Origin of the sequence: Burkholderia alba (genome assembly GCF_034721475.1) — a bacterium.
Lineage (GTDB): Bacteria > Pseudomonadota > Gammaproteobacteria > Burkholderiales > Burkholderiaceae > Burkholderia > Burkholderia alba.
Genome location: NZ_JAWJWL010000020.1, coordinates 41,622 through 66,449, shown reverse-complemented (window position 1 = coordinate 66,449; position 24,828 = coordinate 41,622). Strand labels below are relative to the sequence as shown.

Below are 24,828 nucleotides of genomic sequence, written 5' to 3'. Positions count from 1 at the left end.
GTCAATGTCGCTCGGAGAGGAGCGTATCGATACCGTAGGCCTGCGCGAGGCTGGCGAGTTTGGGCGGCAGATGGATCACGTCGAGCGAGACGCCGCGCGCGCGGGCCGCGCGCTGCCATGCCAGGAGCACCGCCAGCGCCGACGAATCGAACTGCGCGAGCGCGGCGCAATCGACGGCGGTCGCCCCCGCGTCGATCTGCGCGAGACCCGCCGCGAGCGCGGCTTTCGCGCTCGCGTGGGTCAGCGTGGCGCCCGCGTTGAAAGGCTTCACGACGCCTTGCCCGACGCCAGCTGCGCGTTGCGCTGCGTGAGGAACTGGATCAGGCCGTCCACGCCGCTTTGCTGGATTTTTTCGTTGAACTGCTGCTGGTACGTCTGGATCAGCCATGCGCCCAGCACGTTCAGGTCATACACGCGCCAGCCCTGCGGCGTCTTGTACAGGCGGTAGTCGATCTGCACCGGCTGGCCGTTGTTCATCGCGACCGTGCGCACCACCACGTCCGTGTCGGCCGGATCGGCGCGGAACGGCGGGTACTGGATCTGCTGGTCCGGCTTCAACTGCGCGAGCGCGCCCGCATAGGTCCGGATCAGGAGCGACTTGAACTGCTCGACGACCTGCTGCTGCTGCGCGGGCGTCGCCGTGCGCCAGTTGCGGCCCATCGCGAGCTGCGTGGTGCGCTGGAAGTCGGTGTACGGCAGGATGTCCTTGTTGACGATCGTGGTGATCCGGGCGATATCGCCCTGCTTGATCGTCTGGGTGCGGACTTCGTCGAGCACCTGCTGCGTCGCGGACTTGATGAGCGCCTGCGGATTGCCCTGGTCGACCTGCGCGTAAGCGGCGCTGCCGAACGAGAAGAACGCGGCGGCGAGGGGGATCAGAAACAGTTTCTTCATATGTTATGTCCTGCGTCAAAGGAGTCAGTGCGAAGCTTGGAACCGGCTACGGTAGCGCAAGTTCGCGGCCGTAATCCACTGAATCGTTTCCGGCTGTAACGAATGTAAATAGCGAATCTATCGAACCATCAAGGCAAACGGATGTTCGGCAGATGCAGGCCGCCCGGCGACGGCGGCACGAACTGCTGGGCAGGCACGCTGGTCGAGCTGCCCGGGTTCGGCGCCTCTGCGGCCGCACCGCTCGCGGGCGCCGCCGCGCCGGTATCCGGCATGTCGTACTTCGGCAGCGCCTCGCCGCTGTAGTCGGGCAGGCTGTCGGCGGTGCTGCCGCTGATCAGCCCCTGGCGGCGTTGCAGGTAGGCGTTGCGCACGAACGAATACTTGTCGATCGCCGCCGCGTTCAGCACGTCGCCCGCGCCCAGCAGGTTCGCCCGGGTATTCACGAGATTCACGCCGAACAGGCCCCAGCTCACGCCGTCCGGTTTCACGTAGGTGAGCGGGTTGCCGACGTAGTCGACCGCGAGGCCGGCCGTGTCGCGCACCGTGCTCGGCCCGAGCAGCGGCAGCACCAGGTACGGGCCGGACGGCACGCCGTAGTGCCCCATCGTCAGCCCGAAGTCGGCCGTATGCTTCGGCAGTTTCGCGAGCGTCGCGACGTCGAACAGGCCGCCGACGCCGAACACCGTATTGATCACGACCCGCATGATGTCGCCGACGCCGTCGGCGATCTTCAACTGCGCGATGTTGTTCGCGGCGATGTACGCGTCGCCGATGTTCGAGAAGAAATTCGTGACGCTGTCGCGCACCGGCTGCGGCACCGCCCACGCATACCCTTGCGCGACGGGCTTCAGCGCGTAGGTATCCACGGTGTCGTTGAACTTGTACATCGTCCGGTTGAAGCCTTCGAACGGATCGCCCTTGGTCGGGGTCTGCACCGTCGCACAGCCGCTCATCGCCGCGACTGCCGCCGCCGCGAGTACCGCGTTCCTGATCCGCATCGTCTGCATGATGATCTTCCCTCTTCTCTCGTCTGTGTTTATTGCCCGGCCGTTCCGGAGGCCGCCGCCGCGGGCTTCGCACCGCCCGCGTCCGCCGCCTTGCTGTACAGGAACTGGCCGATCAGGTTCTCCAGCACGATCGCCGACTGGGTCATCGCGATCGTGTCGCCCGCCTTCAGCATCTGGGTGTCGCCGCCCGGCTCGAGGCCGATGTACTGCTCGCCGAGCAGGCCGGACGTCAGGATCTTCGCGGAGGAATCTTTCGGAAACGGATATTGCTTGTCGAGATCGATCGTGACGAGCGCCTGGTAGGTGTTCGTATCGAACCCGATGGATTCTACGCGGCCGACCACGACGCCCGCGCTTTTCACGGCGGCGCGCGGCTTCAGGCCGCCGATGTTGTCGAACCTCATCTTCACCGGGTAGGTCGCCTGGAACGACAGCGAGCTCATGTTACCGACCTTCAGCGCGAGGAACAGCAGCGCAATGAAGCCCAGCACCACAAACAGGCCGACCCAGAAGTCGAGAGCAGTCTTTTTCATCGTCATCCCAGAAAAGGCTTAGCTGAACATCAGCGCGGTCAGCAGAAAATCGAGGCCGAGTACGGCGAGCGACGCGTACACGACGGTTTTGGTCGTCGCGCGCGACACGCCTTCGGGCGTCGGCTTCGCTTCGTAACCTTGAAACAGTGCAACGAACGTCACGGCAAAGCCGAACACGACGCTTTTCAGCACGCCGTTGCCGACGTCGCTCCAGACATCGACGCCGCCTTGCATCTGCGACCAGAACGCGCCCGGATCGACGCCGATCAGGATCACGCCGACCACATAGCCGCCCAGGACGCCCACCGCGCTGAAGATCGCGGCCAGCAGCGGCATCGTGATGATCCCGGCCCACATCCGCGGCGCGATCACCGTCTTGAGCGGGTCGACCGCCATCATCTCGAGCGCGGTCAGTTGCTCGCCCGCCTTCATCAGGCCGATTTCGGCGGTGAGCGACGTGCCCGCGCGGCCGGCGAACAGCAGCGCGGTCACGACGGGGCCGAGCTCGCGCACGAGCGACAGCGCGACCAGCAGCCCGAGCGCCTGCTCGGAGCCGTAGCGGTTCAGCGTGTAATACCCCTGCAAGCCGAGCACGAAACCGACGAACAGGCCCGACACGGCAATGATCACGAACGAATAATTACCCAGGAAGTGGATCTGCTTCGTGACGAGCCGCGGCCGCCGCAGCAGCGGGAAGAATTCGAGCACGAGACGGACGAACATGCGGGCCGCATAGCCCGCCTGTTCGAGACCGCCGATCACAAAACGTCCGACCGCGCTGATCATCCGCGCCCTCCGCCGAGCCCGAAGTCCGCGTCGAGCGGCTGGCTCATGTAGTGAAATTTGAACGGACCGTCCGGCGTGCCGTCGATGAACTGGCGCACGCTCGGATCGGTCGATGCGCGCAGCTCGTCGGGCGTACCCTGCGCGAGCACGCCGCCGTTCGCGAGAAAGTACACGTAGTCGGCGATCGCGAACGATTCCGGCACGTCGTGCGTCACGAGGATCGAGGTGGCGCCGAGCGCCTGGTTCAGCGTGCGGATCAGGTTCGCGGTGATGCCGAGCGAAATCGGATCGAGGCCGGCGAACGGCTCGTCGTACATCATCAGCTGCGGATCGAGCGCGATCGCCCGCGCGAGCGCCACGCGCCGCGCCATGCCGCCCGACACCTCCGACGGCATCAGGTCGCGCGCGCCGCGCAGTCCGACCGCGTTGAGCTTCATCAGCACCAGATCGCGGATCAGATCCTCGGGCAGGTCGGTGTGCTCGCGCAGCGCGAACGCGACGTTCTCGAACACCGACATGTCGGTAAACAGCGCGCCGAACTGGAACAGCATGCCCATCTTGCGGCGCAGCGCGTACAGGCCGTCGCGCGACTGCGCGCCGACATCGGCGCCGTCGAACAGCACCTGGCCGGCGCGAGCGCGCACGAGGCCGCCGATCAGCCGCAGCACCGTGGTCTTGCCGCAGCCCGAGCCGCCCATGACCGCCACCACCTGACCGCGCCCGAAGCGCATGTTCAGGTTCGACAGGACAAGGCGGTCGCCATAGCCGAAAGCGACGTCGCGGAGTTCTAGCAGGGTCTCGGGGGAGCTCACGGAGCTGACAATCCTTTTACGCGGAACGCGGAATTATAGGGCCTGCAACGGAATGATGCCGTGACGCCCCGAATCGAGTTCCCAACAAAGATTGTCAAATTATCGGCGGAACGATTGCTGCAACGCAATAATCGCAGCCCGATAGTCCGCCGCGCCGGTCACCGCGCTCACCACCGCGACGCTGCCCACCCCCGTGGCAAGCACGGCCGGCAGCGTGCCGAGGTCGATCCCGCCGATCGCGACGAGCGGCGCCTGGCCGCCCGCGAAGCGCGCGTAGCGGGCGATCCGGGCCAGCCCCTGCGGCGGCGCGGCAACCGCCTTGGTCGAGGTCGCGAACACCGGGCCGAGCGCCAGATAGCTCGGCCGCACCCGTAGCGCATACAGCATCTCGCAATAGCCGTGGCTGGACAGGCCGAGCCGGACGCCCGCGGCGGCGAGTGCGGCCAGATCCGCGGTTTCCAGATCCTCCTGGCCCAGATGCACGCCGTAGGCGCCGGCATCCAGCGCCAGCCGCCAGTGATCGTTGATGAACACGCAGGCATCCGGGTAGCGCCGCCCCGCCGCCACGGCGCGCTCGATCTCCGCGCGCAGCACGTCCGGGGCGGCATCCTTCACGCGCAGCTGCACGGTCGTCACGCCGCAGTCCAGCACCCGCTCGACCCAGCCGGCGTCCGGCAGCACCGGATACAGGCCGAGCCGCGCCGGACAGCGCGGAAACGCGAACGCCGGCGCGACGGCGGCATCGGCGATGCGAGGAAAGCGCACCGGATCGGCCGGCCACGGATCGCCGCCACGAACTTCGTCGCCGTCGCGCCATGCGAGCGCCAGCACCAGCGCGTCCGGCGGCGCGAAACCGCAGTCGAGGAAGGCCGCGAACGCGGCGAGCCAGTCGCCGGCGAGCGGCGCGGCGCCGGCCAGTGCATGGCGGGCGCCGCCGAGATGCAGCGTCGCCGCCCGTCCCTCGATCACGACCACGCCCGCGCCGAGCGCGGTCAGGCGCCGCATGTCCGCCGCCGCGCAGGCGTCGGCGCGAACCACGATCAGGTCGCCCGCGCCGGGACGATCCGGCGGCGCGAGACAGATGCGCGAGCGCGTATCAGGCGCCGGCCAGACGCCGAGCACCGCGCGAATCCGCTCGGCAGCTTCGGTGAGTTCGTCGGCGGGCGGCCAGAACGCGCCCGACAGCGCGACGCTCACGCGCCGCCCCCGTCCTGGTGCCAGAACGGCATGCCGACCACGGGCGTACTCGCCTCCGCGGTTTCGCGCGCATCCATCGGCCCCGCGAGATACGCGGCGCGTCCGGCCTCGACGCCCTGCGCAAACGCGCGCGCCATGATTTCGGGGTGCGTTGCCTGCGACACGGCCGTGTTGAGCAGCACGCCGTCGAAGCCCCACTCCATCACCTGGCACGCGTGCGACGGCACGCCGAGCCCCGCGTCGACGATCAGCGGCACGTCCGGCAGGCGTTCGCGCAGCACGCGCAGCCCGTACGGATTGACGACGCCCTTGCCGGTGCCGATCGGCGCGCCCCACGGCATCAGCGCCTCGCAGCCGGCGTCGAGCAGGCGGCGGCCGATCACGAGATCCTCGGTGCAGTACGGCAGCACCTTGAAGCCGTCCTTCACGAGTTGCGTGGCCGCCTCGATCAGTCCGACGGGGTCGGGCTGCAGCGTGTAGTCGTCGCCGATCAGCTCCAGCTTGATCCAGTCGGTCTCGAACACCTCGCGGGCCATCTGCGCGGTGGTCACGGCCTCGGCCACCGTCTGGCAGCCGGCGGTATTCGGCAACAGCGGCACGCCGTGCCGCTTCAACAGTTCGAAGAAGCCCGCTTCGGCGGTGCCGGCGTTCATCTGGCGGCGCAGCGCGACCGTCACCATGCCCGGCCGCGACGCCGCGATCGAATCGGACAGCGACTGCAGCGACGGATAGCGCGACGTGCCGATCAGCACGCGGCTCGCTAAGGTTTTGCCGTACAGCGTGAGCGCATCGGCGGGAATCGGAGACGTCATGGGGAAAATCCTGGTTATGCCGGGGACGGGGCGGGCGGCGTCAGCCGCCCGCGACCGGATGCACGACGTCGAGCCGGTCGCCCGCCGCCAGCGCGCGCGCCGCGTGCTGCGCGCGCGCGACGAACGTGCCGTTCAGCGCGACGGCGAACGGCGGGCGCGCGCCGAAGGCGGCGAGCGCATCGGCGACCGTTGCGCCGTCGGGCACGGTCAGCGTCTGTTGATTGATCTGGATGTCCATGATGCGAAAGTCAAAGTCGGATGGGGTGGCACGCCTGCGCGGGCTCGCGCGCTTCGCCGTGTTGCAGCAGCGCCGGCCAGCGCGCGTCGGCGCGCCAGGCGGCGAAGGTATCGGCGTCCGCCACCTTGCGCTCGAGCAGCGCCTGCGCGAACCGCACCGCCTGCTCCGCCACTTCCGGCGCGATCATGAAGCCGTGGCGGTACAGCCCGTTGACGGCCAGCGTCGCACGGCCGTCCCAGACGAGCGCCGGACGATGGTCGGGCAGGGTCGGGCGGCACTGCGAATTCAGTTCGAGGATGCGCGCCTCGCCGAACGCCGGATGCACGGAGAACGCGGCGCTCAGCAGCTCCAGCGCGGAGCGCACGCTGACGGGCGACATGTCCTCGCCCTCCACTTCGGTCGCGCCGATCACGTACAGATCCTGTTCCTTCGGCGCGATGTAGAGCGGATAACGCGGATGCAGCAGCCGCACGGGGCGCGTCAGGCCGATGCCGGGCGCATGCACGCGCGCGACTTCGCCGCGAATGCCGCGCAGCGTCGGGAACACCGGCTTCGCGCCGAGCCCCCGGCAATCGATCGTGATGCGCGCGGCGGGCGCCGTCGCGGCATCGACGGCGGTATTCCAGTGCGTTTCGACGCCCCGCTCGGCCAGGCCCGCCGCGAACGCATGCAGGGTCTGCCGGTTGTCGAGCTGCCCCTCGTGCGGCAGCAGCAGGCCCCGCGCGAAGCGGCCCGCGAGCACGGGTTCGGCCGCGTCCAGCTGCGCGCCGGCCAGCGTGACGAAGCCGCCGTCGAGCAGTGCCGCGGGTGCGTTCGCGCGCACCCGGCGCTCGAACAGCGGCGCCTCGGCGCGGTCCGCGTGATGCCAGACCACGAGCGTGCCGTTGCGCTGGTAGAACACCGGTTCGGGAAGCCGGGCGAGCCAGCGCGGCCAGGTATCGAGCGACGCCGCGCCCAGCTCGGTGATCAGCAGCTCCGCGCTGGCGGCCTCGGCGAGCGGCGCGAGCATCGCGGCCGCGACCCATGCGGCGGCGCCCGAGCCGGATGCGTCGCCGCGCTCGGCCAACACGACCCGATGCCCTTCGCCCGCCAGCCGCCAGGCGATCAGGCGGCCGACGAGGCCGCCGCCCAGCACCGCGAACTCCGCTTGCGACGCGCGCACGTTCATCGGTGCGCTCCGGCGCGCATGCGCTCAAGCCCGCCAGGCGGCAACAGGGGATAAAAAACTGAAGATTGAACGGTCATCGAATCCTTCCGCAACGCGCGGCGCGCGCACCCAAAAGGACGAAACCGGCAGCTGAGGCCGGCCGGGCGGACAAGGCGCTGACGAGATGGGATGACGGCCAGCGCGGCCCGGCGGGATCGGAAACTTCCCGCGCCGGTATTACCCGGATCGGGTGCGAAGGGTCTCTCTCAGCCTCGCAGCACACCGCCCCGCATCAGATGATCGGGCAGCCGGCGCGCGAAGCACCCCTGTTTCGTCGGCGGTTATTAGACCATAAAAGCGGAAACGGCCGCAAACGGCACTCTGCGGCAAATTCGCTCGCAAGCCGCCCGCGCTGGCACAATGTCCGGCGGACCGGGCGGTTCCGGCGGCACCGCCGCGCGCCCGGACGGCATGGCGGCCCCGCATTAAGAGTCGTTTAAGACGCGGCCGCGACAATCCGCAGCACGCCTGCCCTCATGCGGCACTTTTTTCAGGCGCGCCGTGCGCGGCGCAGTGCCCGGCTTCCCGCCGGCCTCTCACCAGGATGCTCATGACCCAATCGAATCCCTCCGCCCAGCCCGCCCCGTCCCGCCCGCCGCAAGACGAGCGCCACGTGTCGGCGTGGAGCCTCATCAAGCCCTACTGGGTCTCGTCGGAATGGAAGCTTGCCTGGGGGCTGCTGGTGCCCAACATCCTCATCACGCTCTGCGTGGTCTGGATCGGGCTGCAGTTCAACCAATGGAACGGCCGCTTCTACGACGCCCTGCAAGCCAAGGACGTCAAGGATTTTCCGCACCTGATGCTGCTCTTCACCGCGCTGGCATTCGCGTACATCGTGCTCGCGGTATATGGACGCTACCTGCGCCAGATGCTCGGCTTCCGCTGGCGCCAATGGCTCACCACGGAGTACATGAGCGAATGGCTCGGCGATCACGCGTTCTACCGGATCGAGCGCGACCGCCTCGCGGACAACCCCGACCAGCGGATCAGCGACGATCTGCAGTCGTTCGCGGGCACGACGCTGTCGTTGACCCTCGACCTACTGTCGAACATCGCCACACTCTTCGTGTTCGTCCCGCTGCTCTGGCAACTGGCGGGCGCTATCACGTTCACGGTGTCCGGCAGCCCAATGACCATCCCCGGTTACATGGTCTGGGCGGCGATCATTTACGCGCTCGGCGGTTCGCTGCTGATACGGAAGATGGGACACCCCCTCGTCTCGATCAATTACCAACAGCAACGCGTCGAAGCGGATTTCCGCTTCGGCCTGATCCGAATCCGGGAAAATGCCGAACAAATTGCGTTCTACGATGGCGAGGACATCGAGAAACGCAACGCCCAAAGTACGTTCCAGCGCATCCGCGACAACTGGTGGCGCGTGATGAAATACACAAAGCGCCTGACCTTCGTGTTGAGCTTCTACGCACAAATCGCCATCATCTTCCCGCTCGCGGTCGCCGCACCGCGATACTTCGCCGGTGCATTCTCGTTCGGCATCTTGATGCGCATCTCCCAAGCCTTCGGCACCGTCAGTGACTCGTTCTCGTGGTTCATCAACAGCTACGGCACCCTGGTCGAGTGGCGCGCGACCGTGAACCGGCTGCGCGAATTCAAGCGCGTGACGCACGCGTCGCATCTGAAGGAGTCGCTGTCGCCCGCGACCGAGCACGGCGGCATCAACCTGCACTACATCGACGCGAACCAGGTGACGACCACGGGCCTCAAGCTCGCGCTGCCGAACGGCCACGCGCTTTCGGCGATCGACGACGTCGCGATTCAGCCGGGCTCGCGCTGGCTCGTGCGCGGCGCCTCCGGCGCCGGCAAGAGCACGCTGATGCGTGCGCTCGCCGGTCTGTGGCCGTTCGGCGACGGGGCGATCGACGCGCCGGTCGGCGCGCGGATGATGTTCGTCCCGCAGCAAAGCTACCTGCCGATCGGCACGCTGAAAGCGGCGCTCGCCTATCCGGCCGCCGCCGACGCATTCACCGACGACGCCTGCCGCGACGCGCTGCGCGCCTGCCGGCTCGAAGGCTACGCGGATCGCCTCGATGAAACCGGGCACTGGACCCGCATCCTGTCGCCCGGCGAGCAGCAGCGTCTCGCGGGCGCCCGCGTGCTGCTGCACAAGCCCGACTACCTGTTCCTCGACGAAGCGACGAGCGCGCTCGACGCCGACAACGAGGCGCGGCTGTACCACCTGTTCAACGAACGCCTGCCGAAGGCGGCGATCGTCAGCGTCGCGCATCGCGAATCGCTCGCGCCGTTCCACGAACGGACGCTCGACGTGCGCCGCAGCGGCGACAAGGTCGCCGCGTGAGCACGGCGCTCACGCGCGTGGTGCTGATCACGGGCGCGGGCAGCGGCATCGGCGCCGCGCTCGCGCGCTCGCTGGCGGCGCCGGGCGTCGGGCTGATGCTGCACGCGCGCGGCGCGACCGATGACGCGCAAGCGCGGCTCGACGCCGTGGCCGCATACTGCCGCGCGGCGGGCGCAACCTGCTCGACGCTCACCGGCGATCTCGCCGCGGCCGGCACGGCGGCACGCTGCGTCGCCGCCACGCTCCACACGTTCGGCGCACTCGACCAGTTGGTCGCGAACGCGGGCCATGCGGTGCGGCAACCGCTCGCCGGGCTCGGAGCCGATGCGCTCGCGGCGTCGTTCGCCGCGATGCCCGGCGCATTCGCCGCGCTTGTCGATGCGGCCCGGCCCGCGCTCGCGGCATCCCGGCAGCCCAGGGTGGTTGCCGTCAGTTCGTTCGTCGCGCACCGCTACCGGGCGGATACCCCCTTCGCCGCCACCGCCGCGGCCAAGGCCGCGCTCGAATCGCTGGTAAAGACCGCCGCGGCCGAGCTGGCGGCGCAGCAGGTGACCGTCAACGCCGTCGCGCCGGGCTACACGCGCAAGGAGCGGGGTCCGAGCACGGCCAACGCCGCCGCCTGGCGGCATGCGGCGCAGATCACCCCGCTCGGGCACATCGCCGAACCGGACGATGTCGCGGCGCTGATCGCCTTCCTGCTGTCCGATGCCGCGCGTCACATCACCGGCCAGGTGATTCACGTCGACGGCGGCCTGACGCTCGGCTGACGGGCGGCGGAACGCTCCCGCCCTTTCACGCCCGACGGGCGGCCGACCGATCGGCATCGCGCCTTTTTGTCCATCCGCCGCGCCTCGTACAATAGCCGCGAGATGCGCGGCGCATCGGACGACGAGACAGGAGAAGCGGCACGCATGCGGGCATTCCAGTGGTTTCACGACCTGTCGACGCGCGAGCGCCGCACGCTGTACGCGGGCTTCGGCGGTTACGCCGTCGACGCGTTCGACTTCATGATCTACGCGTTCCTGATCCCGACGCTGATCGCCGCGTGGGGCATGTCGAAAAGCGAAGCGGGGATGATCGCGACCAGCTCGCTGATCTCGTCGGCGGTCGGCGGCTGGCTCGCCGGCATCCTCGCGGACCGCTACGGCCGGGTACGCGTGCTGCAATGGACCATCGCCACTTTCGCGGTGTTCACGTTCCTGTCCGGCTTCACGCATACGTTCTGGCAGTTGCTCGCGACCCGCACGCTGCAGGGCTTCGGCTTCGGCGGCGAATGGTCGGTCGTGACGATCATGATGGCGGAAACGATCCGCTCGCCGCAGCACCGCGCCAAAGCAGTCGGCACGGTGCAGAGCAGCTGGTCGGTCGGCTGGGCCGCCGCCGCGATCCTGTACTGGGCGTTCTTCGCGCTGCTGCCCGAGCACGATGCGTGGCGCGCCTGTTTCTGGGTCGGCATCGTGCCCGCGCTGTGGATGCTCTACATCCGCCGCAACGTCACGGACCCCGATCTCTACATCGCCGCGCGCCGCGCGCGCGAAGCCGGCACGGTGCGCGCACACTTCCTGCAGATCTTCAGCGGCCCGCACCTGAAGGCCACCGTGTTCGGCAGTCTGCTCTGCACCGGCATGCTCGGCGGCTACTACGCGATCACCACCTGGCTGCCGACCTACCTGAAAACCGTGCGGCACCTGTCCGTCTTCAATACCAGCGGCTACCTGATCGTGCTGATCGCCGGATCGTTCGTCGGCTATCTGGTCGGCGCGATCCTGTCCGACCGGATCGGCCGCCGCGCGTCGTTCATCCTGTTCGCGATCGGCTCGTTCTCGCTCGGCATGGCGTACACGATGCTGCCCATCACCGACGCCGCGATGCTGCTGCTCGGTTTTCCGCTCGGCATCGTGGTGCAGGGGATTTTCGCGGGCGTCGGCGCCTATCTGTCGGAGCTGTATCCCGGCGCGATCCGGGGCTCGGGCCAGGGCTTCTGCTACAACCTCGGGCGCGGGCTCGGTTCGTTCTTCCCGATCCTGGTCGGCTCGCTGTCGCAGTCGATGTCGCTCGTGAAGGCGATCGGCTACGTCGCGGGCAGCGGCTATCTGCTTGTGATCGTCGCCGCGCTCGTGCTGCCCGAGACGCGCGGCAAATCGCTCGCCGACCCCCTCGAATCCGCCGGCTGAACGCGGCGGCCCACTTCCCGGAACCCTCATGCACACGATCGTTCTCGGCGCCGGCGTGATCGGCGTCGCCACCGCGTTCTATCTGCGCGAGGCCGGCTGCGACGTCACCGTGATCGAACGGGAGCCGGACGTCGCGCTGGCCACGAGCCGCGGCAACGCGGGCATCATCGCGCCCGGTTACGTCACGCCTTGGGCCGCGCCCGGCATGCCGTCGAAACTGCTCAAGTACCTGTTCAAATCCGAGTCGCCGCTGATCTTCCGGCCGACGCTCGACCCCGCGCAATGGCGCTGGATCGCGCGCTGGCTACGCGAATGCGAGCTCGCCCGGTTTCGCGTGAACAAGCAGCGAATGCAGCGCATCGCGTACTACAGCCGCGCGTGCCTGCACGCGTTCCGCGATCGGCACCCGTTCGACTACGGCGCGAGCCAGGGCTATCTGCAGCTGTTCCGCAGCGAGTTCGACATCGAGATGGCGCAGCCCGCGCTGGCGGTACTGCGCGACGCCGGCATCGCGCACCGCGAGGTGAACGCGGCGGACTGCGCGAACCTCGAGCCGGGGCTGCGCTGGGCGAACGTGCAGCCGGTCGGCGGGCTGCATCTGCCCGACGACGAAGCCGGCGACTGCGCGCGCTTCACCCGCGAACTGAAGGCGATCTGCGCGGCGAACGGCGTGCGGTTCCGGTTCGATACCGAGGTGCGCGCGGTGCAGGTCGACGGCGGCGCCGTCCGGAGCGCGCGTCTCGCGCGCGTGGGCGGTGCGCCGGCACCCGACGGCGCCCCCTCCGAGGACACGCTCGCAGCCGACGCGGTCGTCGTCGCGCTCGGCGTCGACAGCGCCGCGCTGCTCGCGACGCTGGGCGTGGGCGTGCCGCTGTATCCGGTCAAGGGCTATTCGGCGACGCTGCCCATCGTCGACGCGGAGAAAGCGCCGCGCGGCGCGTTGATGGACGAGTCGCTGAAGACCGCGATCACGCGCTTCGGGCCGACCTTGCGGGTGGCCGGAACCGCCGAGCTGGGCGACCGGCGCGCGGTGCTGCGCGAGCGGGCGCTCGCGACACTGATGAAGGTGCTGCACGACTGGTTCCCGCGCGCCGCCGAGCCGTCGACCGCGCAATTCTGGGTCGGCCGCCGGCCGATGGTGCCGGACGGCGCGCCGCTGCTCGGGCCGTCCGGCATCGACGGCTTGTGGCTGAACCTCGGACACGGTTCGACCGGCTGGGCGATGTCGATGGGATCGGGCAAGGTCGTCGCGGGGCTCGTCACCGGGCAGCCGCCGGAAATCGATCTCGACGGTCTGACGCTGGCGCGATATGGATAGCGGCGAGCGGTGCGCGCCGATCGAGGCGAAGGCGGGTGACCGGCAAATGCGATCGAACGGCTCGCCGCGCGTCGCCGCCGGCGGCCCGGCGCACGGATTCACCCCGGCAACGGTACGGAGGCGAGCACGCGATGCTCGGCGCCGAGGTGCGACAGGATGCTTTCGTAGAGCGTGAGCGTATCGAAACGCAGCGCAACCGCCGGCGTCGCGCCCTCCGGCTCTACAGCAAGCGGATCGGCGTCGCGCGGCAGGCGCGCGAGCGTCACGTGCGGCCGGAACGCGCGGCTATCCGGCGGAAGGCCCAGGCCGCGCAGCACCTCGGTCAGGCGGGCGCTCATGGCCATCACCTCGACCGGCTGCGCCAGTTCGGCCACCACGAGCCGCGCATGCGCGGTGCTCGGCCAACGGGCGATGCGCGTGACGTCGAGCGCCGGCATCGCGTCATACGCGGCCAGCTGCGGCAGCCGCTGCGCCAACCGTTCCGTGCCAGCACGCTCGACCGGACCGAGAAACGCAAGGGTGAGATGCAATTGCGCGCGCGGCGTGCGCCGCGCCCCGTTCGCGACCGGCAGCCCCGCCAGCACGTCGCGCGAGCCCGGATCGGGCGTCAGCGCGACGAAGCAGCGGGGCCGGTCGCCGGTCATGGTCAGCGCGCCGCCGACCCTGCCGAGCGCGCCGACGGCGCACGCGACGCCGCCAGCCGCTCGCCCTGCGGCAACGGCCCCTGATCGCCCCACACATCGTCGGGCAACACCTTGTCCAGCTCGGGAATCGTCTTGCGCGTGAATACCGGATCGGCGACGCCCGCCGAACGCTGCCGCTGATAATCGCGCCACGCGGCAAGCGCGTACTTGCCGAGCGCGAGAATCGCGAGCAGGTTGATGAGCGCCATCAGGCCCATGCTGGTGTCGGCCATCGCCCACACGAGCGGCAACTGGCCGACGCTGCCGAACATCACCATCCCCAGCACCGCGAGCCGGAAAATCAGCACCGCGCCGCGCCGCTTCGTAATGAATTCGACATTGCCCTCCGCATACGCGTAGTTGCCGATCACCGACGAAAACGCCAGGAAAAAGATCGCCACCGCCATGTAGATGCCCCCCCAGTCGCCGACGTGACTCGAAATCGCGCGCTGCGTGAGCGCCGCGCCTTCCATGGTCTTGCCGAATTCGTACTGGCCGGACAGCAGGATCACGAACGCGGTCGCGCTGCAGATCACGATGGTGTCGACGAACACGCCGAGCATCTGGATCAGCCCCTGCGTGACCGGATGGCGGGTGCTGGCCGTCGCCGCCGCGTTCGGCGCGCTGCCCATCCCCGCTTCGTTCGAGAACAGGCCGCGCTTCACGCCGATCGCCACGGCCTGGCTGACCGCATAGCCGGTCAGGCCGCCCGCCGCCTGCTCGAGGCCGAATGCGCTTTTCACGATCAACACGATCACCTCCGGCACCATCGTCAAGTGCGTCGCCACGGCATACACGGCAAGCGCGAGGTAGCCGATCGCCATCAGCGGCACGATCACCTGCGCGACGTGCGCGATCCGGCGAATGCCGCCGAAAATGATCGGCGCCGTCAGCAGCACCAGACCGAGGCCGACCGCCGCGCGGCTCCATCCGAACGACGTGTTGAACGCCTCGGCGATCGCGTTGGCCTGCACCGCGTTGAACACGAAGCCGAACGCGAGTATCAGCGACAGCGAGAACAGCACGCCGAAGCCGCGCGAACGCAGCCCGATCTGGATGTAGTACGCGGGACCGCCGCGATACGTACCGTCATGATGCGAGACTTTGAAGATCTGTGCGAGCGTCGCCTCGACGAACGCCGACGACATCCCGACCAGCGCCGTCATCCACATCCAGAAAATCGCGCCGGGGCCGCCGACGGTCAGCGCGACCGCGACACCCGCGATGTTGCCGGTGCCGACCCGGCTCGCCAGCCCGGTCGCGAACGCCTGGAAGGACGAAATGCTGCCCGGCTCGCCCTTGCTGCCGACCAGCTTCATGCTGAGAAACAGCGCCCTCAACTGGATCATCCTGAAGCGCAGCGTGAACCACAGGCCCGCGCCCAACAGCAGCGCGATCAGCACGTAGCTCCACAGAATGCCGTTGATGCCGTCGATCAACGCATGCACATATCCTTCCATCCACTAGCCTCCTGATCAGGGTCAGATTGTCTTTTGCCCGAGGTCATCGCCGGGCAAGGGGCGTCATGATATGACAGGTTGATCGGATTCTTACGAAATCGAAAGAATTGAGATGAAAATTGCAAGGTGGGTATGTGCGATTGGATGTGTGTTGCGCGACGATGCCGTCATGTTGCGCGAGACCCGGCGAAACCGGCACCCCATGAAAAAACCGGGCGTCCTGTCGGACGCCCGGTTTTTCGGAACGAGGCGGAACCCGCGCCGGCTTCAGCGCGGCAGCTCGGAGCGACCCATCAGATAGGCGTCGACGGAGCGCGCGCATTGGCGGCCTTCGCGGATCGCCCACACGACGAGCGACTGGCCGCGCCGCATGTCGCCCGCCGCGAACACCTTGTCCACCGACGTGTAGTACGCGCGCTCGCCTTCGGTCGACGCGCGCGCGTTGCCGCGCGCATCCTTCGCGACGCCGAACGCCTCGAGCACCGGCGCGACCGGCTGCGTGAAGCCCATCGCCAGCAGCACGAGATCGGCCTTGATCTCGAACTCCGACCCGGCGACCTCCTGCATCTTGCCGTCCTTCCACTCGACGCGCACCGCGATCAGCTTGTCGACCTTGCCGTTCTTGCCTTCGAAGCGCTTCGTCGCGACCGCCCAGTCGCGCTCGCATCCTTCTTCGTGCGACGACGACGTGCGCATCTTGATCGGCCAGTACGGCCACACGAGCGGCTTGTTCTCTTCCTCGGGCGGCTGCGGCAGCAGTTCGAACTGGGTGACCTGCTTCGCGCCGTGGCGGTTCGACGTGCCGACGCAGTCGGAGCCGGTATCGCCGCCGCCGATCACGACGACGTGCTTGCCCTTCGCCACCAGTTGGTCGACGATCTTGTCGCCCGCGTTCACCTTGTTCTGCTGCGGCAGGAACTCCATCGCGTAATGAATGCCCGTCAGCTCGCGGCCCGGCACCGGCAGATCGCGCGGCGTTTCGGAACCGCCCGCCACCACCACCGCATCGAACTCGTCCTTCAGCGCATCGGGCGAGATCGTTTCCTTCGCCGTCGAGCCGATGGTCTCGGGCAGCGGATCCTTGCCGATGAACACGCTGGTGCGGAACGTCACGCCTTCCGCCTCCATCTGGCGCATCCGGCGATCGATCAGCCACTTCTCGAGCTTGAAATCGGGAATCCCGTAACGCAGCAGACCGCCGACCCGGTCGTTCTTCTCGAACACCGTCACGTCATGCCCGGCGCGCGCGAGCTGCTGCGCGGCGGCGAGCCCGGCCGGGCCCGAGCCGACCACGGCGACCTTCTTGCCGGTCTTGTGCGCGTTCGGCTGCGGTTCGACCCAGCCTTCCGTCCATGCCTTGTCGATGATCGCGTGCTCGATCGACTTGATGCCGACCGGATCGTCGTTGATCCCGAGCGTACAGGCCGCCTCGCACGGCGCCGGACAGATCCGGCCCGTGAATTCGGGGAAATTGTTGGTCGAGTGCAGCACCTCGATCGCGGTACGCCAGTCCTGCCGGAACACCAGGTCGTTGAAGTCGGGAATGACGTTGTTGACCGGGCAGCCGTTGTTGCAGAACGGAATGCCGCAATCCATGCAGCGCGCGCCCTGGACCTTCGCGTCGTCGTCGGTCAGCGCCGCGACGAATTCCTTGTAGTGCTTCACGCGCGTGAGCGGTGCTTCGTACGCCTCGTGGCGGCGTTCGAACTCCAGAAAACCGGTTGCCTTGCCCATAAGGTTCTCGTCTGAATCTGTGTATCGGAGTGAGGGGAGCCGCGCCCGCCGTTCGCGGCGGGCGCATCTGCGATGTCGTCGGGTCGGTCGTGGATCAGGCTGCGAGCACTTCCTTCGCGGCCTTCTTCGCACCGATTTCGCCGAGCGCGCGCTTGTATTCGTGCGGGAACACCTTCACGAACTGGCGCCGCGCCGCGTCCCAGTTTTCCAGCAGCGACTTCGCGCGCGGCGAACCCGTGAACTGGAAGTGACGTTCGATCAATCCCTTCAGCAGCGCTTCATCGGTGGCGCCCGCATGCCACAGCGCGCGATCGACGGTGCGCTCCTGCTCCGCCAGCTGCAGCACCGGCTCCAGCGCGACCATCGCCTTGTTGCACTTCGCCGCGAACGACCCGTCCGGGTCGTACACGTACGCGAGGCCGCCCGACATGCCGGCCGCGAAATTCCGGCCGGTCTCGCCCAGCACGACCACCGTGCCGCCCGTCATGTATTCGCAGCCGTGATCGCCCGTGCCTTCCACCACGGCCGTCGCACCCGAATTGCGCACGCAGAAGCGCTCGCCCGCGACGCCGCGGAAGAAGGCTTCGCCTTCGAGCGCGCCGTACATCACCGTGTTGCCGCAGATGATGTTTTCCTCGGACTTGCCGCGGAAATCGTTGGTCGGACGGATGATGATGCGGCCGCCCGACAGACCCTTGCCGACGTAGTCGTTGCCGTCGCCGACGAGGTCGAGCGTCACGCCCCTCGCGAGGAACGCGCCGAAGCTCTGGCCCGCCGTCCCCTTCAGCTGGATGTGGATCGCATCGTCGGCCAGGCCGTCGTGGCCGTGCTGCTTCGCGATCACGCCCGACAGCATCGCGCCGACCGTCCGGTTCACGTTGCGCACCGGCTGGATGAACGACACGTGCTCGCCGCGATCGATCGCCGCCTTCGCCTTCTCGATCAGCGTGTGGTCGAGTGCGCGCTCGAGGCCGTGATCCTGCACGTCGACATGGCGGGTGGCCACTTCGTCGGCGACTTCCGGCTGATAGAACACGCGCGAGAAATCGAGCCCCTTCGCCTTCCAGTGTTCGACGCCCTTGCGGGTGTCGAGCAGGTCGGCGCGGCCGACCAGGTCGTCGAACTTCGCGATGCCGAGCTGCGCCATGATCTCGCGCACTTCCTCCGCGATGAAGAAGAAGAAGTTGACGACGTGTTCCGGCTGGCCCGAGAACTTCGCGCGCAGCACCGGATCTTGCGTCGCGACGCCGACCGGGCAGGTGTTCAGGTGGCACTTGCGCATCATGATGCAGCCTTCGACGACGAGCGGTGCCGTCGCGAAGCCGAATTCGTCGGCGCCGAGCAGCGCGCCGATCACGACGTCGCGGCCCGTCTTCATCTGGCCGTCGGCCTGCACGCGGATACGGCCGCGCAGGCGGTTCAGCACCAGCGTCTGCTGCGTTTCGGCGAGACCCAGCTCCCACGGAGTGCCCGCGTGCTTCACCGACGACAACGGCGACGCGCCCGTGCCGCCGTCGTGGCCGGCGACCACGACGTGGTCGGCCTTCGCCTTCGCGACGCCCGCCGCGACCGTGCCGACGCCCACTTCCGACACCAGCTTCACCGAGATGCTCGCGACCGGGTTCACGTTCTTCAGGTCGTGGATCAGTTGCGCCAGATCCTCGATCGAGTAGATGTCGTGGTGCGGCGGCGGCGAGATCAGGCCGACGCCCGGCACCGAGTAGCGCAGCTTGCCGATGTACTCGGACACCTTGTGGCCCGGCAGCTGGCCGCCTTCGCCGGGCTTCGCGCCCTGCGCCATCTTGATCTGGATCTGGTCGGCCGACGCGAGGTACTGCGCCGTCACGCCGAACCGGCCCGACGCGACCTGCTTGATCTTCGAGCGCAGCGAATCGCCGTCCTGCAGCGGGATGTCGCGCACGATTTCGTCGCCGATGATCGACTTCAGCGTGTCGCCCGTCTTGATCGGAATGCCGCGCAACTCGTTGCGATAGCGGTTCTCGTCCTCGCCGCCCTCGCCCGTGTTCGATTTGCCGCCGATCCGGTTCATCGCGATCGCGAGCGTCGCGTGCGCTTCGGTGCTGATCGAACCGAGCGACATCGCGCCCGTCGCGAAACGCCTCACGATCTCCTTCGCCGACTCCACTTCGTCGATCGGAATCGCCTTCGCCGGATTGACCTTGAACTCGAACAGGCCGCGGAACGTCATGTGACGGCGGGTCTGATCGTTGATCAGGTTCGCGTATTCCTTGTACGTCTGATACGAATTGCTGCGGGCCGAGTGCTGTAGCTTCGCGATCGTGTCGGGCGTCCACATGTGGTCCTCGCCGCGCACGCGGTATGCGTACTCGCCGCCCGCGTCGAGCATGCCGGCCAGCACCGGATCGTCGCCGAACGCATCGCGATGCAGGCGGATCGCTTCCTCCGCGACATCGAACAGGCCGATACCGCCGACCTTCGACGCCGTGCCCTTGAAGTACTTCTCGACGAGATCGGTCGACAGGCCGAGCGCCTCGAAGATCTGCGCGCCGGTGTACGACATGTAGGTGGAGATGCCCATCTTGGACATCACCTTCTGCAAGCCCTTGCCGACCGCCTTCGTGAAGTTGTAGATCGCCTTGTCGGCCGACAGGTCGCCGGACAGTCCGTCCGCCATCTTCGCGAGCGTTTCCATCGCGAGGTACGGATGGACGGCCTCCGCGCCGTAGCCGGCGAGCAGCGCGAAGTGGTGCGTTTCGCGCGCCGAGCCGGTTTCGACGACGAGGCCCGAGCTGGTGCGCAGGCCCTGGTGGACAAGGTGGGTGTGGATCGCCGCGGTCGCGAGCAGCGCGGGGATCGCGACATGCTCGGCGTCGGTCCTGCGGTCCGACACGATCAGGATGTTGTAGCCGGACTTCACCGCGTCGACGGCTTCCGCGCACAGCGAGGCGAGGCGCGCCTCGATCCCTTCCTTGCCCCACGCGACCGGATAGCAGATGCTCAGCTCGTACGCGCTGAACTTGCCGCCGGTGTACTGGTCGATCGCGCGGATCTTCGCGATGTCCTTGAAGTCGAGCACCGGCTGCGACACCTCGAGCCGCATCGGCGGGTTGATGTTGTTGGTGTCGAGCAGGTTCGGCTTCGGACCGATGAACGACACGAGCGACATCACCATGTTTTCGCGGATCGGGTCGATCGGCGGGTTCGTCACCTGGGCGAACAGCTGCTTGAAATAGTGGTACAGCGTCTTGTTCTTGTTCGACATCACCGCGAGCGGCGAGTCGTTGCCCATCGAGCCGACCGCCTCTTCGCCCGCCTGCGCCATCGGCGCCATCAGGAACTTCAGATCCTCCTGCGTATAGCCGAACGCCTGCTGGCGGTCGAGCAGCGCCGCCGACTCGCGGCGCTCGGCCGCGACGTCCTCTTCCTTCGGCTCGATCTCGTCGAGCTTGATGCGCACCGCATCGATCCAGCTCTTGTACGGCTTCGCGTTCGCGAGGTTGTCCTTCAGTTCCTTGTCGTCGATGATGCGGCCGTGTTCCATGTCGATCAGGAACATCTTGCCCGGCTGCAACCGCCACTTCTTGACGATCTTCGATTCGGGGATCGGCAGCACGCCCGATTCCGACGCCATGATGACGAGGTCGTCGTCGGTGATCAGGTAGCGCGCGGGACGCAGGCCGTTGCGGTCGAGCGTCGCGCCGATCTGGCGGCCGTCGGTGAACGCGATCGCGGCGGGGCCGTCCCACGGCTCCATCATCGCGGCGTGGTATTCGTAGAACGCGCGGCGGTTGTCGTCCATCAGCGTGTGCTGTTCCCACGCCTCGGGAATCATCATCATCACCGCGTGGACGAGCGGATAGCCCGCCATCACCAGCAGTTCGAGGCAGTTGTCGAACGACGCCGTATCCGACTGGCCCGGGTAGATCAGCGGCCACAGCTTCGGCAGATCGTCGCCGAGCACGTGGCTCGCGATCGCGCCGGTGCGGGCGTTCAGCCAGTTCACGTTGCCCTTCACGGTGTTGATCTCGCCGTTGTGCGCGATCATCCGGTACGGGTGCGCCAGCTCCCAGGCCGGGAACGTGTTGGTCGAGAAGCGCTGGTGCACCAGCGCGAGCGCCGACACGACGCGCTCGTCCTGCAGGTCGCGGTAGTACACGCCGACCTGGCCCGCGAGCAGCAGCCCCTTGTAGACCACCGTGCGCGCCGACATCGACGGCACGAAGTATTCCTTGCCGTGCTTGAGCTTGAGCGCCTGGATCCGGTGGCTCGCGGTCTTGCGGATCACGTAGAGCTTTCGCTCGAGCGCGTCCGTCACCATGATGTCCTTGCCGCGTCCGATGAAGATCTGGCGGATGATCGGCTCGGTGGCCTTCACGGTGGGCGAGATCGGCATGGCGGCGTCGACCGGCACGTCGCGCCAGCCCAGTACGACCTGCCCCTCGGCCTTCACCGTGCGCTCCAGCTCCTGCTCGCACGCGATCCGCGACGCGCTTTCCTTCGGCAGGAAAATCATACCGACCCCATATTCACCGGCAGGCGGCAAGGTCACGCCCTGCTTCGCCATTTCCTCGCGGTAGAACGCGTCCGGGATCTGGATCAGGATACCCGCGCCGTCGCCCATCAACGGATCGGCGCCCACGGCGCCGCGGTGATCGAGGTTCTCCAGGATCTTCAGGCCCTGCTCGATGATCTCGTGGCTTTTCTTGCCCTTGATGTGAGCGACGAAGCCGACGCCGCAGGCGTCGTGCTCGTTTTGCGGGTCGTACAGACCTTGCGCGGCGGGAACCGCGCGGTGCGGCTGCTGGTGGTCGTTCATGGGGACACCGTCTGTAAGGGGCCTAGGGCCGTTAACCGTTTTGTTGTTGCCCGTCGCTGCGCCTCCCGGCGAACTGCGACGCGGCTGGCCGAGGACGGGCGCCGTGCGCCCGGGACCGCCGGAATTCGGAATATACGCGACGAATCAAAGGAATAGCAAATAAATGCCATTGATAGATCCCCAATTATCAGCTTGGTGCACGGTCAGCACTTTTTATTAGTTCCGCATCAAAATGGGGCAAAAAGAAGCGGCATCCTTGGATGCCGCTTCCGCGTCCGCCGGTCACGCGATCACGCTGCGCTCACTGCTGGATCGGCGGGGTGTTCTCGCGCACCTTGCGCGGCCGTCCACGCGGCAGCGGCGACACGCGCCGGTTCGCCGTGCGGGCCGCCCATTCGCGATAGGTCTCGCCGCCCAGCACCCAGCCCTTCAAGGTGGCCTGCTGCAGCTGATCGGCCTGCCGCTCGTCGAGCGGCTGCTCGCACAGTTCCTTGTACGCGCGCTGTCGCTCGAACGGCGTATTGCCGAGCGCCCAATAGAGCGGGTGATCGGTGATCAGGCTGTCGACGGTCAGGCCGATGTGGTGCCGGTAGCTCGACCAGCGATAGGCCTCCGCCGTCGCGACGAGCTGCGCGCGCACCGGACTCAGCTCCACCACGCGGCTCGCCAGCAGGAAATAGCGCTCGCCTTCGATCACGGTCGCGCGGTAGCGCCCTTCCCACAGCGTGCCGCGCCGCGAATAGCGCCGGTTGAAATGCGCAACGTAGCGCCTGCCGACCGCCTGCATCGCCTTCGGCAGGCTCGCCTCGTCGCTCGGCGTGACGAGCAGCTGCACCTGGCGCGGCAACAGCACATACGCATGCACCGCCAGGTGGTGATCGCGCGCCGCCGCCTTCAGGCAATCGATGAAGAGTTCGTAATCCTGGTCGTCGACGAACGCCGGTTGCTGATCGAGGCCGCGCAGAATCACGTGCTGCGGCTGATCGGGAACATAGAGTCGTGCTAGCCGTGCCATGCTGAATGTCCGTTTGATCGCGTTAGGAGATACCCGAAGGCTCGAGTTGGTGCATCCGCGCAAAGCCCGGCGCGGTGCGGGAAACAGTACGGTCGTGCGAATCCTAGGGAGAAAACTCTAACTTACAACTCTGTTCTGTTTGAAACGTCGTGGTCATAATGGGCACGCCTTTATTGGAGGAGACAAAGGATGAAACAAAAACTGGCCATTACGGGGGCCGTAGCGCTTGCATTCATGGCGGCTGCCACAGCCGCCCAAGCGCAATCGGCAGGAAGCGTTTACGTCACCACGGGCTGGTTCCACCTTGCCCCCCAAGACAGCAGCAAGCCGCTGAAAGTTCTGAGCGTGGGCGGCAGCCCCGTCAACCACGACGTACCCAACACCGGCGCCGGCATCGACAATGCCGACACTATCGGCCTCGCGGCCGGTTACTTCGTCACCGATCACATCGCTGCTGAATTTGTCGCCGGGATTCCGCCAAGGTTCAATTTGAACGGTGAAGGCGCCTTCCAGCAATTCGGCGTGCTCGGTCATGCATACCAATGGAGCCCGGCGCTCCTGCTCAAGTACTACTTCAACGGCGCGGATGCGAAGTTCCGTCCGTACGTCGGCGTCGGCGCGACCTACATCTGGTTCACGGGCGCGAAGATCACCAACGGCGCGTTCCAGCAGGGTGTGCTCGGCGGCCCGACCAAGGTCGAAACGAGCAATCAGTGGGCGCCTGTTTTCAATGCCGGCTTCAACTACAACTTCAACAAGCACTGGTTCGCCGGCCTGTCCGTGTCGTACATCCCGGTGAGCCTGCTGGCCACGCTGACGACCCAGCGCGCCACCCAGGTCGGCACGCTGACGCAAGTTGCGCAGGCGAAGATCAACCTGAACCCGATCGTCACCTACCTGAACGTCGGCTACCGCTTCTAAGCGTAGTCGAATATTTGGGGAATGGTTAATTCCGCTGCAATTTGTAGCGGAATTTTCCAGGCGTTACGAGACGGTCACACTCTCGCGCCCCGTCGGGCAACCGACGGGGTTTTCGCACGCGCGTCGCGCGCGTGGCGCCGGATCATGCGGGGGAATCGAGGAAATGCGGGCCGATCAGGTCGATCCGGTCGGTGCAGACCAGGTCGACACCCCAGCCCGCCAGTTCCAGCGCCCGCTCGGGATCGTTGACCGTATAGACGAGAATCCGCAGCCCCGCGTCGCGGATTTCCTGCACCAATGCCGCGTTGAACTGCGCGTGATGCGCGTGCAGCGCCACGCAGCCCAGCGCGTCGATGGTTTCCTCGCGCCAGTTGGCCGGCAATTCCTCGTACAGCATCCCGCGCGGCAGTGCCGGCGCGGCCGCCCTGGCCGCCTCCAGCGCCGCGAACGAGAACGACGACAGCAACGGCGGCACCGCGGCGTCGCGCCAGCGCAACGCCGCTTCCTCGGCAACGAGCCGCCCGGTCTCGGCTTCGCGCCCCGGACACGGCTTGATCTCGACATTCGCGAACAGCCCGAGCTGCAGGCAGCGCGCCGCTGCCTGCTCCAGCGTCGGCATCCGCTCCCCCGCGAAACGCGCGTCGAACCACCCGCCCGCGTCGAGACCCGCCAGTTCGGCGTAGCGTTTTTGCAACGCCGGGCCGGTACCGTTCGACGTTCGGTCGACCGTATCGTCGTGCAGCAGGAACGCGATATCGTCCGACGACAGCTTCGCGTCGAACTCCACCATCCGGTGCCCGCGTCGCGCGCCCTCGTCGAGGGCGGCCAGGGTGTTCTCGGGCGCCAGCTTGCCGCCCCCGCGGTGAGCCACCACGCGGGGATAAGGCCAATCGGTCAGTGTCGTCATGGGGTCCGTCCTGCG

General features: G+C 67.5%; 21 protein-coding genes and 1 riboswitch. Of the genes, 5 read left to right on the top strand and 16 right to left on the bottom strand.

Annotation, left to right across the window (positions count from 1 at the left end; genetic code table 11):
- Nucleotide 1: 1 nt before the first annotated feature.
- The 10 genes from RZR99_RS22195 to RZR99_RS22150 all read right to left on the bottom strand — a co-directional run bounded on the left by RZR99_RS22195 (nucleotide 2) and on the right by RZR99_RS22150 (nucleotide 7,447).
- Nucleotides 2-271 carry an STAS domain-containing protein gene (locus tag RZR99_RS22195; protein ID WP_323121919.1) on the bottom strand — a complete coding sequence of 90 codons (270 nt, stop codon included), beginning with the start codon at nucleotides 269-271 and terminating at the stop codon, nucleotides 2-4.
- The gene (locus RZR99_RS22190) at nucleotides 268-894 is read right to left on the bottom strand and encodes an MlaC/ttg2D family ABC transporter substrate-binding protein (protein WP_323121918.1); all 627 of its coding nucleotides are present in this window, start codon (nucleotides 892-894) and stop codon (nucleotides 268-270) included. The genes RZR99_RS22195 and RZR99_RS22190 overlap by 4 nt, the downstream gene beginning before the upstream one ends.
- A 128-nt stretch (nucleotides 895-1,022) precedes the next feature.
- Nucleotides 1,023-1,901 (bottom strand): MlaA family lipoprotein, encoded by an 879-nt coding sequence (locus RZR99_RS22185; RefSeq protein ID WP_323121917.1) that lies wholly within the window; start codon nucleotides 1,899-1,901, stop codon nucleotides 1,023-1,025.
- Between the two features lie 29 nt (nucleotides 1,902-1,930).
- Complete coding sequence (mlaD, locus tag RZR99_RS22180; RefSeq protein ID WP_323121916.1) at nucleotides 1,931-2,440, bottom strand: outer membrane lipid asymmetry maintenance protein MlaD; 510 nt, start codon at nucleotides 2,438-2,440, stop codon at nucleotides 1,931-1,933.
- Between the two features lie 12 nt (nucleotides 2,441-2,452).
- Nucleotides 2,453-3,220, bottom strand: a complete 768-nt coding sequence (gene mlaE, locus RZR99_RS22175; protein ID WP_323121915.1) for a lipid asymmetry maintenance ABC transporter permease subunit MlaE — start codon at nucleotides 3,218-3,220, stop codon at nucleotides 2,453-2,455.
- A complete protein-coding gene (locus RZR99_RS22170; RefSeq protein ID WP_323121914.1) occupies nucleotides 3,217-4,032 on the bottom strand; it encodes an ABC transporter ATP-binding protein in 816 nt (271 codons plus the stop codon). The genes mlaE and RZR99_RS22170 overlap by 4 nt, the downstream gene beginning before the upstream one ends.
- Before the next feature lie 99 nt (nucleotides 4,033-4,131).
- On the bottom strand, nucleotides 4,132-5,229 hold the full coding sequence (thiE, locus tag RZR99_RS22165) for a thiamine phosphate synthase (protein WP_323121913.1): 1,098 nt from the start codon (nucleotides 5,227-5,229) through the stop codon (nucleotides 4,132-4,134).
- Entirely contained in the window at nucleotides 5,226-6,041 is an 816-nt protein-coding gene (locus RZR99_RS22160; RefSeq protein WP_323121912.1) for a thiazole synthase, read from the bottom strand. Before RZR99_RS22160 ends, thiE begins: the two co-directional genes overlap by 4 nt.
- Before the next feature lie 40 nt (nucleotides 6,042-6,081).
- On the bottom strand, nucleotides 6,082-6,279 hold the full coding sequence (thiS, locus tag RZR99_RS22155; RefSeq protein WP_323121911.1) for a sulfur carrier protein ThiS: 198 nt from the start codon (nucleotides 6,277-6,279) through the stop codon (nucleotides 6,082-6,084).
- Between the two features lie 10 nt (nucleotides 6,280-6,289).
- Nucleotides 6,290-7,447, bottom strand: a complete 1,158-nt coding sequence (locus RZR99_RS22150; RefSeq protein WP_323121910.1) for an FAD-dependent oxidoreductase — start codon at nucleotides 7,445-7,447, stop codon at nucleotides 6,290-6,292.
- Between the two features lie 185 nt (nucleotides 7,448-7,632).
- A riboswitch (TPP riboswitch) is annotated at nucleotides 7,633-7,764 on the bottom strand.
- A gap of 272 nt (nucleotides 7,765-8,036) precedes the next feature.
- On the opposite strand from RZR99_RS22150, the gene RZR99_RS22145 reads away from it, so the two are divergent.
- From RZR99_RS22145 to RZR99_RS22130, 4 genes are all read left to right on the top strand, one after another.
- A complete protein-coding gene (locus RZR99_RS22145) occupies nucleotides 8,037-9,803 on the top strand; it encodes an ABC transporter ATP-binding protein/permease (RefSeq protein ID WP_323121909.1) in 1,767 nt (588 codons plus the stop codon).
- Complete coding sequence (locus RZR99_RS22140; RefSeq protein WP_323121908.1) at nucleotides 9,800-10,570, top strand: SDR family NAD(P)-dependent oxidoreductase; 771 nt, start codon at nucleotides 9,800-9,802, stop codon at nucleotides 10,568-10,570. Before RZR99_RS22145 ends, RZR99_RS22140 begins: the two co-directional genes overlap by 4 nt.
- A 144-nt stretch (nucleotides 10,571-10,714) precedes the next feature.
- Nucleotides 10,715-11,977 carry an MFS transporter gene (locus RZR99_RS22135; RefSeq protein ID WP_323121907.1) on the top strand — a complete coding sequence of 421 codons (1,263 nt, stop codon included), beginning with the start codon at nucleotides 10,715-10,717 and terminating at the stop codon, nucleotides 11,975-11,977.
- Nucleotides 11,978-12,005: 28 nt separating this feature from the next.
- The gene (locus RZR99_RS22130) at nucleotides 12,006-13,295 is read left to right on the top strand and encodes a D-amino acid dehydrogenase (protein WP_323121906.1); all 1,290 of its coding nucleotides are present in this window, start codon (nucleotides 12,006-12,008) and stop codon (nucleotides 13,293-13,295) included.
- A 98-nt stretch (nucleotides 13,296-13,393) separates the two neighbouring features.
- Here RZR99_RS22130 and thpR read toward each other — a convergent pair whose 3' ends face one another.
- The 5 genes from thpR to RZR99_RS22105 all read right to left on the bottom strand — a co-directional run bounded on the left by thpR (nucleotide 13,394) and on the right by RZR99_RS22105 (nucleotide 22,985).
- Nucleotides 13,394-13,945, bottom strand: a complete 552-nt coding sequence (gene thpR / locus RZR99_RS22125; RefSeq protein ID WP_323121999.1) for an RNA 2',3'-cyclic phosphodiesterase — start codon at nucleotides 13,943-13,945, stop codon at nucleotides 13,394-13,396.
- Entirely contained in the window at nucleotides 13,942-15,438 is a 1,497-nt protein-coding gene (locus RZR99_RS22120) for an alanine/glycine:cation symporter family protein (RefSeq protein ID WP_323121905.1), read from the bottom strand. The genes thpR and RZR99_RS22120 overlap by 4 nt, the downstream gene beginning before the upstream one ends.
- Before the next feature lie 267 nt (nucleotides 15,439-15,705).
- On the bottom strand, nucleotides 15,706-17,172 hold the full coding sequence (locus RZR99_RS22115; protein ID WP_323121904.1) for a glutamate synthase subunit beta: 1,467 nt from the start codon (nucleotides 17,170-17,172) through the stop codon (nucleotides 15,706-15,708).
- Between the two features lie 94 nt (nucleotides 17,173-17,266).
- Nucleotides 17,267-21,970 carry a glutamate synthase-related protein gene (locus RZR99_RS22110; RefSeq protein ID WP_323121903.1) on the bottom strand — a complete coding sequence of 1,568 codons (4,704 nt, stop codon included), beginning with the start codon at nucleotides 21,968-21,970 and terminating at the stop codon, nucleotides 17,267-17,269.
- A 301-nt stretch (nucleotides 21,971-22,271) separates the two neighbouring features.
- Complete coding sequence (locus RZR99_RS22105) at nucleotides 22,272-22,985, bottom strand: transposase (RefSeq protein ID WP_323121902.1); 714 nt, start codon at nucleotides 22,983-22,985, stop codon at nucleotides 22,272-22,274.
- Nucleotides 22,986-23,174: 189 nt separating this feature from the next.
- On the opposite strand from RZR99_RS22105, the gene RZR99_RS22100 reads away from it, so the two are divergent.
- Nucleotides 23,175-23,906 carry an OmpW/AlkL family protein gene (locus tag RZR99_RS22100; protein WP_323121901.1) on the top strand — a complete coding sequence of 244 codons (732 nt, stop codon included), beginning with the start codon at nucleotides 23,175-23,177 and terminating at the stop codon, nucleotides 23,904-23,906.
- A 142-nt stretch (nucleotides 23,907-24,048) separates the two neighbouring features.
- Here RZR99_RS22100 and ugpQ read toward each other — a convergent pair whose 3' ends face one another.
- A complete protein-coding gene (gene ugpQ, locus RZR99_RS22095; RefSeq protein WP_323121900.1) occupies nucleotides 24,049-24,813 on the bottom strand; it encodes a glycerophosphodiester phosphodiesterase in 765 nt (254 codons plus the stop codon).
- Nucleotides 24,814-24,828 lie beyond the last annotated feature (15 nt).

Coding starts and splice junctions, on each gene's coding strand:
- RZR99_RS22190 (WP_323121918.1), bottom strand. CDS start 894: ATGAAGAAACTGTTTCTGATCCCCCTCGCCGCCGCGTTCTTCTCGTTC.
- RZR99_RS22185 (WP_323121917.1), bottom strand. CDS start 1,901: ATGCAGACGATGCGGATCAGGAACGCGGTACTCGCGGCGGCGGCAGTC.
- mlaD (WP_323121916.1), bottom strand. CDS start 2,440: ATGACGATGAAAAAGACTGCTCTCGACTTCTGGGTCGGCCTGTTTGTG.
- mlaE (WP_323121915.1), bottom strand. CDS start 3,220: ATGATCAGCGCGGTCGGACGTTTTGTGATCGGCGGTCTCGAACAGGCG.
- RZR99_RS22160 (WP_323121912.1), bottom strand. CDS start 6,041: ATGACGTCTCCGATTCCCGCCGATGCGCTCACGCTGTACGGCAAAACC.
- thiS (WP_323121911.1), bottom strand. CDS start 6,279: ATGGACATCCAGATCAATCAACAGACGCTGACCGTGCCCGACGGCGCA.
- RZR99_RS22150 (WP_323121910.1), bottom strand. CDS start 7,447: ATGAACGTGCGCGCGTCGCAAGCGGAGTTCGCGGTGCTGGGCGGCGGC.
- RZR99_RS22145 (WP_323121909.1), top strand. CDS start 8,037: ATGACCCAATCGAATCCCTCCGCCCAGCCCGCCCCGTCCCGCCCGCCG.
- RZR99_RS22135 (WP_323121907.1), top strand. CDS start 10,715: ATGCGGGCATTCCAGTGGTTTCACGACCTGTCGACGCGCGAGCGCCGC.
- RZR99_RS22130 (WP_323121906.1), top strand. CDS start 12,006: ATGCACACGATCGTTCTCGGCGCCGGCGTGATCGGCGTCGCCACCGCG.
- RZR99_RS22120 (WP_323121905.1), bottom strand. CDS start 15,438: ATGGAAGGATATGTGCATGCGTTGATCGACGGCATCAACGGCATTCTG.
- RZR99_RS22115 (WP_323121904.1), bottom strand. CDS start 17,172: ATGGGCAAGGCAACCGGTTTTCTGGAGTTCGAACGCCGCCACGAGGCG.
- RZR99_RS22110 (WP_323121903.1), bottom strand. CDS start 21,970: ATGAACGACCACCAGCAGCCGCACCGCGCGGTTCCCGCCGCGCAAGGT.
- RZR99_RS22105 (WP_323121902.1), bottom strand. CDS start 22,985: ATGGCACGGCTAGCACGACTCTATGTTCCCGATCAGCCGCAGCACGTG.
- RZR99_RS22100 (WP_323121901.1), top strand. CDS start 23,175: ATGAAACAAAAACTGGCCATTACGGGGGCCGTAGCGCTTGCATTCATG.
- ugpQ (WP_323121900.1), bottom strand. CDS start 24,813: ATGACGACACTGACCGATTGGCCTTATCCCCGCGTGGTGGCTCACCGC.